The sequence below is a fragment of the Aulosira sp. FACHB-615 genome, from assembly GCF_014698045.1.
GTDB lineage: Bacteria > Cyanobacteriota > Cyanobacteriia > Cyanobacteriales > Nostocaceae > Nostoc_B.
The window spans coordinates 15,009-30,227 of sequence record NZ_JACJSE010000039.1 but is presented as its reverse complement, the minus strand read 5'-3'; the positions used below and the strand labels follow the sequence as shown (position 1 = coordinate 30,227).

The window sequence follows — 15,219 nt, the reverse complement described above, 5'->3', positions numbered from 1 at the left end:
TTTTGTGAGTATCATAGCCGATTGAATGATGACTACATTTATTCCGCTTCTCCGATGAGAGTAAAAGCAGCCCATTGCGAAGGATTAGAATATTTTTTCTTAGTAGTCAGCATCGCATTTCTTAACGCAGTGGCTTTGTCAAGTTTCTGTTGCAAATTTTGATAAAATTCAGTCATCAAAAAAGCGGTTGAACCATCATCTACAGCCCATAAAGAGACAATTACGCTGGGTGTACCAGCACTAATTAAAGAACGAGATAAGCCAATAACACCATCACCAGTTATTCGACCTCTACCTGTGTCGCAAGCACTGAGAACAACCAAATCAGCGTTGATTTTCAGATCGAGAATTTCTTCTGCTGTCAGTAGTCCATCGTCCTTTTTATCTTCCTTGCTGAGAGGTGATGAGAGAGAGCTTAAATTTTCAGGGGTAAGAGTGAGCTTTCTTTGGGAAGGAGCTAATGCGATCGCACTATCCAATCCTCGAATATCATCAAATAAGCCGTGGGTGGCAAAATGGATGATTCCCGCTTGGGGTAAACGTTGCACAATCGCTGCTTCTGTTGCGTCATTACCAATCAAAGCTTGGGTGTTAAATAAAGATGCGATCGCTTTTGCTTCCTTCTCAGCGCCAGGTAAAGAAGTTAATTGTTGCGGTTTATCCCCAATTTTTAAGGCAACCTTTGGCATAGTAGGATTACCTACAATTAATGGAGAGGTGAAATTTGCTCTTGTTGAGACAGTTCGTGACTGCTGTTTTCCCTTTTGACGTTGCTGACGGGTTAAATCTAAAACCTGAATTGAGGGTGAGGTGAGAATAGTATGTTTTTCGATCAGGTATTTACCATCTTTGTCTTGTAATGCAGGGAAGGGTACAAGAAATAAAGAATTTTGAGGTATGAAGATTACCTTGTCCGTTTCTTTTTTAGGTAATAAGTCAGCAATAGGATTAATTAATAATTGATGTAGTCGTTTCAAATTGTTTTGCGCTTCACCTGGACTTGGTTTATGAGATACTCGAATACCACGACTTCTGACACCGATTAATTGACGGCTAATTTTAACTAATGCTTCTAAATTTGTATTTTCTTTTTGCCACAAAGATTTAAGGTCAGCTTTGCGGAATGTGACTTCACCTGTAGATTTTATCACCCAAATATATAGCTCTGATTCTTTGTTTTTTTGTCTACCTGCTACTTTGAAGTCATCAGTAATAATTGAATATTGTACCAATGTGGCGTTTTGGGATTTAGCAGTTTGTTTAATTTGGTAAATATTTGGTGGGTTGGATAATTGTTCTTGAGGTTTAGAAGATACTTGAGAAGCGAGCAACTCTACAAAGGCACGTCCTCTTCCTCGCTCGGCTATTTCTAGCCCTTTATCTGTCTTATTTTGAGCAATCAGAACTTGTTGTAAAATTCGATAGATGCTACTCTGCGTATCAAAAAAAGAAACTTTATCATTATCTTTTAATTCTCGATCTCGCAGAGATTCTAATACTTTTATTCCCTCAAATAAGATACTTTCTGCTAACTTGAAATTTCCCTGTTTGTAGTAAGTAAGCCCTAGATTGTTAAGTGCAGCGCCCTCACCTCTACGGTCGTTTATTTTTTGAGATATTTTCAACCTTTGCTGTTGATACTCAATGGCTTTAGGGTAGTCTCCCAGACTATAGTAGGTATTACCAAGACCACCCAGCGTATTACCCTCACCCAGACGGTCTTGTATTTCTTGAGTGATTTTCAGACTTTGTTGTTGGTACTCAATGGCTTTGGGGTAGTCTCCCAAAGCAAGGTAGGCAATACCCATGTTTGCCAGTGATTGACCCTCCCCTTGGCGGTTTTGTATTTCTTGGGCAATTTTCAACCTTTGCTGTTCATACTTAATCGCTTTGGGGTAGTCTCCCAAAGCAAGGTAGGCAATACCTATGTTTGCCAGTGATTGACCCTCCCCTTGGCGGTCTTGTATTTCTTGGGCGATCGCTAAACTTTGTTGGTGGTACTCAATCGCTTTTAAGTAATTTCCTAAACTATGGTAAACAACACCGAGATTTCCTAGTGCTTGCCCTTCTCCTAAACGGTATTTGATTTCCTGGGCAATTTCCAAGTGTTTTTGATGATACTTAATAGCTTTAGGGTAGTCTCCCAGATCATTGTAAATACTACCGAGATTACCAAATGCAGCACCCTCCCCCTGACGGGATTTAATTTCTTGGGCAATTTTCAAGTTTCGCTCATGATATTCAATAGCTTTGGGGTAGTCTCCCAGACTATAGTAAGCATTTCCCAGACCACCGAATACAGCACCTTCTCCTTCGCGGTCTTTAATTTCTTGAGCGATTTTCAGGCTTTGCTGATGGTATTCAATGGCTTTGTGATAATCTCCCAAACTATCGTAAGTATTACCAAAATTGTAGAGTGCAATACCCTCGATTTTACTATCTTTAATTTCTCGCAAGATTGGCAAACTTTGCTGATAATATTCAATGGCTTTGCGGTAATCTCCCAGAAAATGGTAAGCCACACCTAAATTTAGCAGTGTTTTACCCTCTCCTTGACGGTCTTTTATTTCGCGGTAGATTAACAGTGCTTGCTGCCAAGATTGTAATGCGGTGGTGAATTGACTGCTTTGCAGTTGCTCACGACCTTGCTGCATCACTTTCTCTGCTTCCGCTTTACGGTCAGTATTAGTCTGTGCGAATATCTGCGATGCTACTGGTAAATTAGAACTAGAAGAAATTGAATCTTGAACAAAAGTAGTATTTTTTTGACTTTTCTGTTTTTTTAATGGCTGAGGTGATTTTAAATCATCATTAGCGTTAGCCGTCAAGCGAGATGACAATAATTCTACAAAAGCTCTAGCGCGACTACGTTCGGCTATTTCTAAAGCTGCATCAATTTTATTCTGAGCAATGAGGACTTGTTGCAGAGTATTATATGTATTACGCTGAGTTTCATACAATGAAACTTTTTGATTATCACCCAATTTACTATCTCGAAGAGATTCTTTTATTTTCAATGATTCGATGAGAGTTCTTTCTGCTAAAGCTAACTGACCCTGTTTGTAGAAAATATTGCCTAAATTATTTAGTGTCTTTCCTTTGCTAAGAAGGTTGTTTGTCTCCTCTGCAATTAATAAAGACTGTTGTAAATAATCAATAGCTTTTGGATAATTTCCCTGTTCAGCGTAAACATTACCCAAGTTTAATAAGTCTGTTCCCTCACCTCGACGGTCTTGAAATTCTCGTGAAATTCTCAATCCCTGTGTTAAATACTCAACGGCTTGGGTGTAATTTCCCTGTTTCCAGTAAGCCCGACCTAAACCATTAAGTGCTGAAAGTTCAGCATAAGGACGTTTGAGAACCCGGAAAATTTTCAATCCCTGTTGGAAATACTCAATTGCTTTCGGATAATCTCCCTCATACCAGTAAATCTCCCCCAATTCTTGTAAGGCACTCCCCTCATGTAAATCATCTTTGACTTCTCGTGCTATTTTCAATGACTGCTCTACATATTCAATTGCTTTTTGATAATCTCCCAATTTGCGATACACATTACCCAAGTCCAGTACTGCATTACCCTCCATCTGCTTGTTTTTTAATTGCGTTGAAATTATTAAGCTCTGCTCTGCATACGCAATTGCTTGTGGATAATTCCCTAGCCCTGAATAAGCAGCACCAAGATATGAAAGTATCCAAAATTCGATTTCAGGTTTTTTGATCGAGCGTATAATCGCTAGAGACTGTTGAAAGTATTCAATCCCTTTCGCATAATTTCCCAAGTTGGTATATACATCACCAAAAGCTGACAATGCCAAGGCCTCCCCTCGACGGTCTTTTATTTCCCGATAAATTTGAAGTGCTTGTCCATGAGACTTTAAAGCTAACTCAACCTTACCGAATCGACGATAATCGAATCCTTCGTTCAAAAGTCTATCAGCCTCCGCTTTACGCTCAGTATTAGTCTGCGCCAAAACCTGTGATGCAGCAAACACCATCGGAAAACTAGAACCCAAGGAAGTCGAAACAACAGCCAACAGACAAAAAAATACACCTAGTCCAATCTTGCAGGAACGCATCGTCATACCTCACACCACCACTACAACAAACCAATCAACGTAAAAGCAGCCCAATCTTGAGGATTTGGATACTTTTTCATCGTTTCCAGCATCGCTTGATGTAACGCACCTGCTTTATCCGTATTTTTACTCAAATTACCATAAAATCCGCTCATCAGTGTCACTGTGGATATATCAGAAACATCCCATAGCGAACCTATGACACCATCACCTACAATCCATCCCCAGGCTATATCACAACCAGTCAAGACAACTAAATCTGCTTTAAAGTTGAAATTTTGGATTTCTTCAGTCTTGCTAGAAATGTAGTGTGGCAAATGATTTTTTGATGTTTTAATCATGTTTATGCCAGGTACAATCTTGTTGTGATTATTGATAAATAGTGGTGCATATAGCCTGACAGGATTCTAGAAAAATGCTGGCGTAATGCACCTGAGAATTGCATTGTTAAATCCAAAGTCTATAACTCAATCACAAACAAGCTTTAAGCTGTATAAATTTCTTTCAATACATTTAATGCTTGTTCAGCAGCTTGAGAATTTCCTTGTTTTTGATAAAGTTCAGCAGCTTTTTCTAAATCAACCTTTGCTGCATCTGTTTGAGCTAAATTAGCTAAAGCAATCCCGCGCCAAAAATAAGCGTGAGCAAATTCTGGTTCCATTTTGATGGTTTGCTCAAAATCTGCAAGCGAGTCACGATATTTTTCAAGTTTAACTTGAGCAAAGCCTCTACCAAAGTAAGGATAAGCAGAATTAGGGTTAATACGTATCGCTTGCTCAAAATCTCCAATTGCTGTTTCATATTGCTCTAAATGACTGTAAGCAAATCCCCGAAATATGTAAGCTACGAAATTATTTACATCAATTTTCAAAACTGAATTACAACCTTCGATTGCTGCTTGAAAATCTCCTTTTTCTAAATCGGCTGAGATTTGAGTTAATAGCGCATCTACATTATTGTTATTACGAGCTTTGGGGGAAGAATTGATTTCAGATAAGCGTTCGATTATAGGTAGTTTTAACTGAGGCTTCAATTCAGTTTTTGCCCGTGTAATCAGCAATGGATTAGACTTACTTAAGCTTTCAGCTAAAGTTGTGGAAGGAACAAGCATTGTTCCAAAAACTAAGATTACTGCTGCTAATTTTGAAAGTTTCATTTTGCTGACTCCTTAATATTTGTTGATGTTGGGTTGATTTTAGATGAATAAAATTTCACTCAGGTGAATAAATTCACTTGATGCGATCGCATTTTGCTTGCTCTCATGGATATGTATTTCTAGCGGTAAAGAGGATATGCCAAAATAAGTAATTTCTAACTTGAAGGCATCCTCTTTGTGCGCTCATTGATATGTATTTCTGAGGTTTGAGAGGATATGCCAAAATTAGATATTTTTTCTGGAAATCAGTTGTCAACTAATTCATCAAGTAGCCCAGAAGGCTTATATAATCAAGCTTGAGGAAATTTGAGATTTTTATTTTAAATTTTAGAAAGTATTTTTCTTTATACAGAGTTTTTATAGTCTGAAAAACTTGGTTGAAAAGGGGCATAAAAATAGAAAATACTCAGATGATGGATCTGAGTATCTCGTAAAAATATGATTGGCTAATTTTTCAAGACTTGTTACCGCACTCTGACTTAAGTTGTTGCGGAATATTTTGACGTATCTTAAGTAACTCTTTAGATGGGCTTTCTACGGAATAAGCTTGCTGTAAGGCATCAGCCCATAAATCTCGTTGTATAAAATAGTTAGCCTTGGCGAGTGCGATCTCTTCCGGGTTGGCTCCTTTGGCTTTCTGTTCCTCCTCCAAAGTTTTTAATTGATTAGTTATGTCGTGTCTGTCTTGTGCTTCCATGATCTGAAATTTGATATTTCCAGTTGCTATATCTCCGTCAAATACCACCCAATAATAAGTTTCACCTGGTTGTAGTGGTTCTCCTGTGTAACTGATAAATTGTTTACCTAGTGCTAATTGCTGAACCCATAAAGTTGTCTTCCTATTCTTCATCAAACCAACTTGTTGTACATTTCCTTCCCAAAGAAATAACGGGCGATCGCTCCAAATAACTCTGGCTTTATTTGGTGTATCCTCTAGTACATCTGGAGAAATCATACAAACAGGACTTGGTGCAGATGAATCACGAAGAGGACGACCAACAGCTTTACGCGGTTTAACAGGAGGTTTCGGTTTTGATAAAGGAAGGAAAATATTAACCCAAGATAAAAGAGAATTTGTTTGTTTCGTTTCTGCTTTTAAATTTAGGTTGAAAAATAAAGGCAAGCCAGTAATATTTATTGCTAAAATTAATAAATAAAACCGAATCTGATTGAAACTATTCATAAGCTTTTCTCCTTAAAAAGGCTGGCATTACGTACAACCAAATAATTAGTGATGGTAAGCTCCAAGGTAAAATTATCGCAATTGATGAAAGATAAATTTGTAAGCTTATTAAGCTATAAGCTACTGTGGATACACCTAATGATAATAAAATTTGTAATTTAAGGTGTGGATTTTTTTGTATTATAAAGTATAGGGTTTTACCCAATACAATAGCTATTAAAATTAGCCACAAATCAGGGATAGGTACAACCATTCTATTATTTAATAAATGATGTACTTTATAAGCATGAATTTCACCCCCAGTTAATACTTGATTGGTATTATCTGGATCTTCTAAACGTTGCCATAGTTCCAAAGCTGGAGGTAAATCAAAATTATCTTCACCATCTTTTGACATCCCTGCTTCACCATATCCCCCTGGTGCAATGATAACTATTTGATTTTCTAAATTAGCAATTTGGGGATTTTGCTTCTGATTTTCTAATAACTGCCAAGCCGGAATACTTCGATAGACTTGATTTGGCGGAATAGAAAAATCAACTATTGGGTGCAACCACATCTGACCAAAATAATAGCTAAATTCTGTTATTGGTTGTAAATTAATCCGTGCTGATGTCAAGCTAGTAATATTCTTTAGATGATTCTTTTGTAAGAATTGTTCAATCTGCTGGCTAAAGTCTGTTTTACTACTTAATTGAGGTTGTGGTGGTTGTTTAATTCTATCTTCAATAGTTGTATCAGCAACTGCAATCAAGCCTCGTTGTTTTTTATTTGTTATGGTAGCTGTCTGTAGTTCTAATTTTTGTAACTGATGTGAGATTGCTAATAAATTAGCAAAATATAATGGTTGAGATGAAGATTTATCTGATGGGGATAGCAGTTGCATATATCCCGGTAAAATATCAATTTCTCCTTGCAAAGTCCAATTAGGACTAGCAATTTCCGGTAATACTTTCAATCGATCGCCATTTAAGGCACTAGTTGTTGCCAAGACAAACCATGTCGGTTTTGATGATTTTACCCCCATCTGAAGGGTTTTAGCTAAGGCTTGGTCGTTTTCTTCTTGATGTCTATCTAATAAGTAATCAATCCCAATTACCTTAGCACCCCTCGTTTGTACCTTATCGATTAATTCAGCTAAGTATTGACGATTCATCGGTTTTGGGTTGGAAATTTTACGCTTTCTAATCGATTCTTCATCAATTTGGACTAATAAAACTGGGGGATTTTTAGTTAAATCATTTTGACCTGTCAATTGACGATAAATAGCTTGTGCTTTTAAACGCTGTGCTAATAAATTATTTTGTACAGGTAGTTGCGTACTAATAATAAATAAAGCTGAAAGAGCAATAGTTTCAATGCGAGATGGGCTGATTTTTCGCAAGTTATGAGCGAAACTATGTTTAAAGCAAAATAATTGAGCTTCTGGATGGAGAAATAGAGAAGGAATCAGATATGCGCTAGGATAAGTCAGATTTTCTTCTAGTTTTAGATACTGACAAGCTGATGTTAAAGCTTCTTGGACATCTTTATATTGAGCCAAACTTTGGAGAAAATGTAGAAAAAATTCCGAAGCGACTTTATTATGAATTGGTTCTCGCATTACTGCTACTTGACTTAAACCTAATTCAATTAACTTATTAGCAATACTTAACCCGTTACATGAATTAAATAAAGCAAATTGCAATCCTTTTTCTAAAGCTTGATTTAATAAAGGTATAATTTCACTAATTGATAAAGTAGTATTGGGAGCAATAGAAATTTCTCCACCTGTTAAAGCTGTTTCATTGCTATGGCCTGCAAATAATAAAAGATCCCATCCCAATTCTGAAGTAATAGCTGCTTTTAGCTCAGTTTTAAGTAGGTCAATACTTTTTCCTGGTTGCCATCCTAGAAATGTAATGTCTGCAATGCGTTTCAATTTTTGAATTGCTTTCTTCTCAGCTTGAAAATCTAAACCAGTATCATCACCTAAGATTACTAAAACTCTAGTTTTAGCACGATGAATATGATTAGGTTTTACTATTGATTTATGGATATTGATAGGACTACGTACAATATTAATTTTGCTAAAAGCAAAAGTAACTTCTGTACAAATCTCCCAAGTCTCCCAAGGTAAGCGTGCTAATTCTAAAGAATCACAAGTCAAGAAAAGATTAATATTTGCAGATTGAGAATTAGCCGAAGATAAAGAAAATTGAGTAATTACTGTTCTAATTTCATATAGTTCGCTACTACGCAACCAATTGTGAAATTCTGATAAAAATTTTGCTTCTATTTGAACTAATTTTGCGTGCCAATCAGGAGTTGGTGCTTGAAAAGTACCGGAATTTTCTACTCTTCCGCGTAACGCAGTCTTATAAAAACTGAGATAGGTGCGTTGCCATTCTTGATAGAGTAATGTCAGGTTTTCGGGATAGATAATTTTAGCACTGATACGTTGTGCTGTTCCCCAAGTTAATTCAAATAAGCAAATTTGTTCGATGCGTTGCACCTTAAGATGAAAGTTATTCATAATTTGTATTTAATTATTTATTAGTTAGCAGAGATGCAATTACTTGCATCTCTATTATTTTTTAAAGACCGTTACCAATTAAAATGAAAGGTGCCCAGTAGTAAGGATGCGAATATTCACTTTGATACTTTTCATTTCTTGAGGAGGTACCGGATGGTATATTCACTGTAATACCACGTCGTTCGGAGTCGATGTTGGTGGCGTTATTCCCTTTTAGTAAATCAAGTTGTGCTTGACGTAATGCTTCAGATTTCGTCATCTTTCTGGAGAGGTTTTTGTAAAATAACTGCATTAGTTCTGATGTACTGGGATCGTCAACTTTCCACAAAGATGCGATCGCAGCTTTAGCACCCGTTTGTTGCATCGCATAACCAAAACCTAAAATCTCTTTACCATCCCCAAAACCACCCAAAGCAGTTTCACAAGCACTCAATACAACTAAATCAACATTAGGTAGGTTCCAATCTTTTACATCTCCTAGAGTCACATATTTACCATCACCCAAAACAATTACAGATTCTTCTGGCTTTCCATCTACAAATGCTGCGTGAGTCGCAAGATGTACCACTGAGTAATCGTTCATTTGATACACGATACCTTGATTGAATTGATTATCTAAAAGTTTGGTGCTTCCAGAAATAGTTGCTATAATTTTATCTACTTCTTTTCCTGCATATCTCAATCCTTTAAAATTTGCTGTCTTTTTTCCAAGTGGAACACTGACATTGCGATTGATATCTGTAAATGCAGCAGCTAAAATTTCTCGTTTAGTTTGAGGTTTTGTATTTAAATCCATCAAACTCAAGGCTGTAATATTATTGATGTTAAAACGCTCAATTAGCCATTGCTTACTATCATGTAAAGCAGCTAGAGGAATATAACGTAATCTTTCATCGGGAGCAAAAATAATTGTTTTGGTTTTTGCTTCTGCTAAATCCCCCTCCAATGGTTGAATTAGCCATTGATAAAGTTTATTAGCATTGACTTTGGCATTAGTGCCAGGACTTTGCAAATCACGACGAAAATCTTCAATTGTTTTATTAAGTTCAGCTTCTGAAACTGCTACTGTACGACGAACTGGAGGAGCATAAGGAGTAAGTAATACTAGTTCCAAACGTTCTTTTAGAACCAAGGGATAAATAATTACAGCATCTTGTTGTAGCTCCTTTAAATTATCTTGTAAACTTCTTGCTTGTGCATCTGGGTCTAAATTCTTTCCTCCAGTAAGTTGACGTAATTCTTCAATTCGTTTTGCAACTTCTGGACTTTTGACAAATTGTCCGTATTCTTTTATAAGGTTTTCTTGCATTTTTCGCAACTCAACAATACGTTGTTTTTGCTTATTGTCACGCTCCTTTAGTGGGATAGTTTGTAATTGATTTAATTCCTTACCCAAGGCGATTTGTTTATCATTTAAAGTACTATTAATTGCTCTCGGTTTGCCGAAATACTCTTGAGCTTCTAGATATTTCAGTATTTCTATGATTGGCGTTGCTTCTGCTGTACGTCCTTGCTTTAATAATAAATCTGCATACTGGCGATATACTTGGGCTGGCGTAAATCCATCAAAATCGACAATTGTTTGGAAGAAAGATTTTTGTAAATCAGGTGTAATTTCTTGAATCCTACTTCGCACTACTTCAATTCGCTGAACTGCCTCTTGATAGTTTTTAATCGCTTCATTAGGTTGATTTAATTCAGCAAAAGTACGACCTAAGCCAGCATAAATACTAGAATCAGCACCTACAGCTTTTGCTTGAATCTTGATTGCTAATGCTTGCTTATATGTTTTAATCGCTTCTTGCTTTTTACCAAACTTACGCTGTAAACTCCCTATAAATGTAAGTACATCCTTTTCATGGCTAGGATTTTTCGACTTTCTTGCAAGTTCTAAGCTAGATTGGGCTGCTTCCATTGCTTTTGGTTCATTATTTAACTCACCATAGCCCAAAGTAAGTACAAGATTTCCCATAATTTCTACTGGGATTATTTTAGTTTTTGGTAAAATAGCTAAACCTCGATTCGTATATTCAATAATTTTTTGTGGTTGGTCTTTACCAAAATAGCTATAGGCAATAAGAAAGAAACTTACACCTTCAAACTGAGGATTTTTTATTTTTTGAGATAGGGTAAGTGATTGTTGGAAATATTCAGTGCTTTTTTGTTCATCTCCTAAAGTTTTGTAGAATAATCCCATTTCAATAAGAGTTGTCCACTCAGAACCAAAATCGCTATTTTGTTTAGCGATTGACAACATATTCTGGAATAATTCCAAAGCTTTCTTATAATTGCCTTGATTAGTATAAACTTGCCTTTGAATATTGAAAGCATCTATTTTCAAATTTGAATTTTTCGTTTTCTCTGCAATTACCAATATTTGCTTTGCAAAGTCTAAAACTTGCTGATAATCTCCCTTTCCAGCATAGGTAGCACTTATTTGTCTTAATCCCTGTGCTTCTAAATCAGAATTATTAATACTCCTCGCAATTTTCAAAGCTTGCTGGGTAATTTCGATTGCTTTTTGAAATTCTTGGATATTCTCGTATACATCGCCTAAACTAATCAATGCGTCAGCTTCCAATTTAGGCTTTTTCAGACTTTGCGCTAAATTTAAACGTTTTTGAGCAAATTCTAGAGCCTTATCATATTCTCCAAGATTCTTGTAGATTAAACTTAAAAGTCCTAAAGCATCTAGTTTGCTTCCTAAAGCATATTCTGGATTATTTTTAGGTACTTTTTGAATATCAATTTCTGCTGATTTTGTTAAAGCTTGCTGTGATAATTTAATACCTTCCTCATAATCTCCCAAAACATTATATGTAGAAGCAAGCCCTAATAAAGCTCTTACTTCCAAGAAAGGGTCTTTAAGTATACGAGCAATTTCTAACTCTCGCTGACCTATTTCAATTGCCTTGGTGCTATATCCCTGAGCAATGTAAACTCCACCTAGAAAAGATAAAGCATATTTCTCGGCTTTTAAATTTCCAGACTGTTTTGCAATTGTTAAACCTTGCTGAATAAATTCTTCTGCTTTTGCTAATTCTTTCATATTCAGATAAAAATTGCCTATGGAAGAATAAGCTTCACTTTGTATTCTCATCACTTCTTTTACTGCTGCTGAATCTTTGATTTCTCTGGCAATATCTAAAGCTTCTGGTACTAAGTTAAGCGTTTGATTGGCTTGGCTTATCGCACGAGAATAATCTTTCTTTCCTCCAGCTTCGATAGCACTTATCCCGTATAATTGCATAATTTGCAATAAAATATCCAATTGCACAGGACGGTTATTAAGTGGTTGTCGTTCAAGGGCTAATGCTTGTTGATAAAATTCAATAGCTTGCTCAAGTTGTTGTCTATTGAAATACACCCCTGCAATTTGGTTAATAATTTTAGCTTCTAGGAATTTATCCTTGACTTCTCTAGCGATAGGTAATGATAGTTCCAAAGGTGCGATCGCCTGTTCAAAATTACCTTGCAAACTATAAAGTGTTCCTATGAGGAAAAGAATTCTAGCTTCTTCTGATTTATTTTTCAATTCCCGCACTAAGGGTAAAGCCTGTTGATAAGATTCTAAAGCAAGCTCATAATTTTTTACTTTGTTGTAACTATTTCCTAGAGATACTAAAATCTCTAATTCAAGAGATTTATCTTTTACCTCACGAGCTATAGGTAAAGCTTGTTGATAAGTTTCAATAGCTTTATTATATTTCTCTTGCTTAAAGTAGGTATCTCCTATACTAGCGACAATACTAGCTTCAAAAGAACGTATTCCTGCTTCTTGAATGAGTGGTAATGATTGCTGAAAAATTTTCAATGCCTTGTCATATTCTTTTCTGTTAAAATAAGTAAACCCTATCTGCTGTAAACTCCTACCTTCCCAAGCACGGTTTCCAACTTCACGATTCGCAGCTAAAGCTTTATTCAACCAATCCAAACCATTAGTATTATCATCTATATTGTTGTAAGCTGCCGCTATTCTAAATAGAGTAAACCCCTCTTGAAATTTATCGCCTAATTCTTTATGTATTACCAGTGCTTGTTGTAAAAATTTTAAGCCTTTATCTTGTTGTTTCAAGAAACTGTAAGTCAAACCCATTCGACTCAGAGTAACTGCTTCCCCTGCTTTATCTTTAACCTCTCGACGAATTTCTAAAGCTTGCTGCAATGTTTTTAAAGCTTCCTCTTCTTTAAATAAAGCAAGGTAAACCCCACCAATGTTATCTAGGGTTTCTCCTTCTCCAGCACGATCTTTAATTTCTCTACGAATTGTCAATGCTTGCTGTAAAACTTCTAATGCTTTTTCCTGTTGGAGCAAACCGTTGTAAACCTGTCCTATATTATTCAGGGTTTGCCCAATTCCAACCTTATCCCCCAGTTTTCGCCGGATTTCCAACACCCGTTGATAAGTCTGCAATGCTTTGGGATATTCCCCACGCCGAAACTGCTGTACACCTTCCTCAAACAACTTATCGCCTTCTGCTTTGCTATCTGAAATTGTTGCAGTTTGCGCCAAAGTATGTTTCACTATCACATCATTCGCTGCTAACCCAACACCACAAGTCAGTGAAAACACTAAACTAACTAGGGCGAAACTCTTCAAACTCTTAGACATTGGTTATTCCTCTGGATATGGCTACAGAAGATTGATTATTCAATCTCTTATATTTCTGAGGACAAACCAGGTTATGCCAAAATTTTAAAATGACCTCAGCATCATTACGATACCTTGATGTGACAGACAGTATAAATACTGGAGATCACAAGCTATTTAAAGATATTGTGAAGAAAACGCCAAAGCATACCAGACCTTTGCAGCAATTACCCGCTTATTGCAATTATCCAGTGAAGAGTAGTATTGTGAAAGCGATCCCCCGTCCTCTGATATCCAATCGCGTCAATTCCGTAACCGCTCCAAATTAAAAGCAAAAGGCGGTAAAGTCACCTCAACGTCATCCATCAAACTTACACTCACTAAAAACTTCTCATCCCAATTACCAACCACACGGGTAAATATATAAGAATCTTCACTCTCTGCATTTAATCCCGGTTCATCCAAAATACCTGTTTGGTCGCTGACCCTAAGTTTAATCTGAGACGGTAAACTACTTAAAGCAGGTGCGCCCAAAATTAGTAACAAACTCCATTCTGGCTTTTCTGATTCCGATAGTAAATGCCAAGTTACAGCATACAACCGCAAAGCTATCCCAGCTAAAAGTAAATCTTGATACGCACCCCGCGCCTGTACGGGAATTTTTAACCCCCTCTGTCGTAATTGAGTAGCTATTACCTCAAATTCTTCCTCTGGACTACGTATTGGTCGCATTTGGGAAGCATCTGCAAAACTGGGTAACAGCACCCAAGAAAGTGAAGCAGCTAAATCATCCAACTCGTCCCATAACCAACTTCCAGCATTTAAAGCAGGTTGCGTAATTAATTTAATTACATCTTGTAAGGACACAAAAGCAGCTTTTGATTCTGGCTTGGCGCTATCTATCTCTAGATTCTCTGTAGCTGCTTGTGTTTGTAATGTATAAACCCAATTGATCAATTCTGGACTAGTTAAAACAGCAGTAGCTTGTTCCCAAGTTAAAACTTCAGATAATTCCCGCTCTGGTGATTGTAACTGAGGCAATAATTCAATCAACTGATGTTGTATGTTTGCTAAAAGCACAGACCGATTTAAGGGAATTGCAGGTAAAGATATTGCTGATGCTTCCAAACATCGTAGATATAGTAATAGACGGTCTGGATGATTATCAAAACAAGATATTGACAGTTGATAATTCCAATCTGACTGTAAAGAAGTTATCTGTAAATTCTCTTGTAATTCTTCATAGCTTAAAAAAGCATAAACATTCGCTGCTTCTTGTTCTTCCAACACCTCCACTAAAACATAAAAATGGGGAATAAACTCTGGTAGCTCAATAACAACTCTGGGAATATTCACCATTTCATCGCTCAAGCTACCAGTAGCAATTAAACAGACTTTGAATGCTCCCACTTGTAAATTAGCAACACAACTAATAAAATTTGCTAAAACTGGTTGTAAAATTGTACATTGCTCACGATTAATAATTAAAGATTCTGCTCTTTCTTGTAGCCATTGCTCAAAAGCTGATAAAGCTAAATAATGAAGATAAGCTTGCCATTGCTTGGATTCATCAATAATTTGATTACTGAGTACTGCGGCTTGGTCAATTTCATCAGGTGAGAGAATCACTGCTGAAGTTGGTAAAGCATCAAAGTCAAGGTAAGACATGGGAGTAAGATTACTTAATAAATTTTTCAT

The 15,219-nt window shown here is 36.5% G+C and carries 7 protein-coding genes; all 7 read right to left on the bottom strand.

Features of this window, described 5'->3' with window-relative positions; all coding sequences use genetic code 11:
- Positions 1 to 38 precede the first annotated feature (38 nt).
- Positions 39 to 4,076 (bottom strand): tetratricopeptide repeat protein, encoded by a 4,038-nt coding sequence (locus H6G77_RS36535; protein WP_190873675.1) that lies wholly within the window; start codon positions 4,074 to 4,076, stop codon positions 39 to 41.
- A 20-nt stretch (positions 4,077 to 4,096) separates the two neighbouring features.
- The gene (locus H6G77_RS31550) at positions 4,097 to 4,417 is read right to left on the bottom strand and encodes a CHAT domain-containing protein (protein WP_190873674.1); all 321 of its coding nucleotides are present in this window, start codon (positions 4,415 to 4,417) and stop codon (positions 4,097 to 4,099) included.
- Positions 4,418 to 4,560: 143 nt separating this feature from the next.
- Complete coding sequence (locus H6G77_RS31545) at positions 4,561 to 5,232, bottom strand: tetratricopeptide repeat protein (protein WP_190873673.1); 672 nt, start codon at positions 5,230 to 5,232, stop codon at positions 4,561 to 4,563.
- Between the two features lie 454 nt (positions 5,233 to 5,686).
- Positions 5,687 to 6,415, bottom strand: a complete 729-nt coding sequence (locus tag H6G77_RS31540; protein WP_190873672.1) for a DUF928 domain-containing protein — start codon at positions 6,413 to 6,415, stop codon at positions 5,687 to 5,689.
- Entirely contained in the window at positions 6,408 to 8,930 is a 2,523-nt protein-coding gene (locus H6G77_RS31535) for a CHASE2 domain-containing protein (protein WP_190873671.1), read from the bottom strand. The genes H6G77_RS31540 and H6G77_RS31535 overlap by 8 nt, the downstream gene beginning before the upstream one ends.
- A 61-nt stretch (positions 8,931 to 8,991) precedes the next feature.
- Positions 8,992 to 13,542: a tetratricopeptide repeat protein gene (locus H6G77_RS31530; RefSeq protein WP_277880709.1), complete on the bottom strand. Its 4,551-nt coding sequence runs from the start codon at positions 13,540 to 13,542 to the stop codon at positions 8,992 to 8,994.
- A gap of 282 nt (positions 13,543 to 13,824) precedes the next feature.
- On the bottom strand, positions 13,825 to 15,219 hold the full coding sequence (locus H6G77_RS31525) for a DUF1822 family protein (protein WP_190873669.1): 1,395 nt from the start codon (positions 15,217 to 15,219) through the stop codon (positions 13,825 to 13,827).

What these genes read in the sequence shown, in the direction of transcription:
- H6G77_RS36535 (WP_190873675.1), bottom strand. Translation starts at nt 4,076, where the DNA reads ATGCGTTCCTGCAAGATTGGACTAGGTGTATTTTTTTGTCTGTTGGCT.
- H6G77_RS31550 (WP_190873674.1), bottom strand. Translation starts at nt 4,417, where the DNA reads ATGATTAAAACATCAAAAAATCATTTGCCACACTACATTTCTAGCAAG.
- H6G77_RS31545 (WP_190873673.1), bottom strand. Translation starts at nt 5,232, where the DNA reads ATGAAACTTTCAAAATTAGCAGCAGTAATCTTAGTTTTTGGAACAATG.
- H6G77_RS31540 (WP_190873672.1), bottom strand. Translation starts at nt 6,415, where the DNA reads ATGAATAGTTTCAATCAGATTCGGTTTTATTTATTAATTTTAGCAATA.
- H6G77_RS31535 (WP_190873671.1), bottom strand. Translation starts at nt 8,930, where the DNA reads ATGAATAACTTTCATCTTAAGGTGCAACGCATCGAACAAATTTGCTTA.
- H6G77_RS31530 (WP_277880709.1), bottom strand. Translation starts at nt 13,542, where the DNA reads ATGTCTAAGAGTTTGAAGAGTTTCGCCCTAGTTAGTTTAGTGTTTTCA.
- H6G77_RS31525 (WP_190873669.1), bottom strand. Translation starts at nt 15,219, where the DNA reads ATGAAAAATTTATTAAGTAATCTTACTCCCATGTCTTACCTTGACTTT.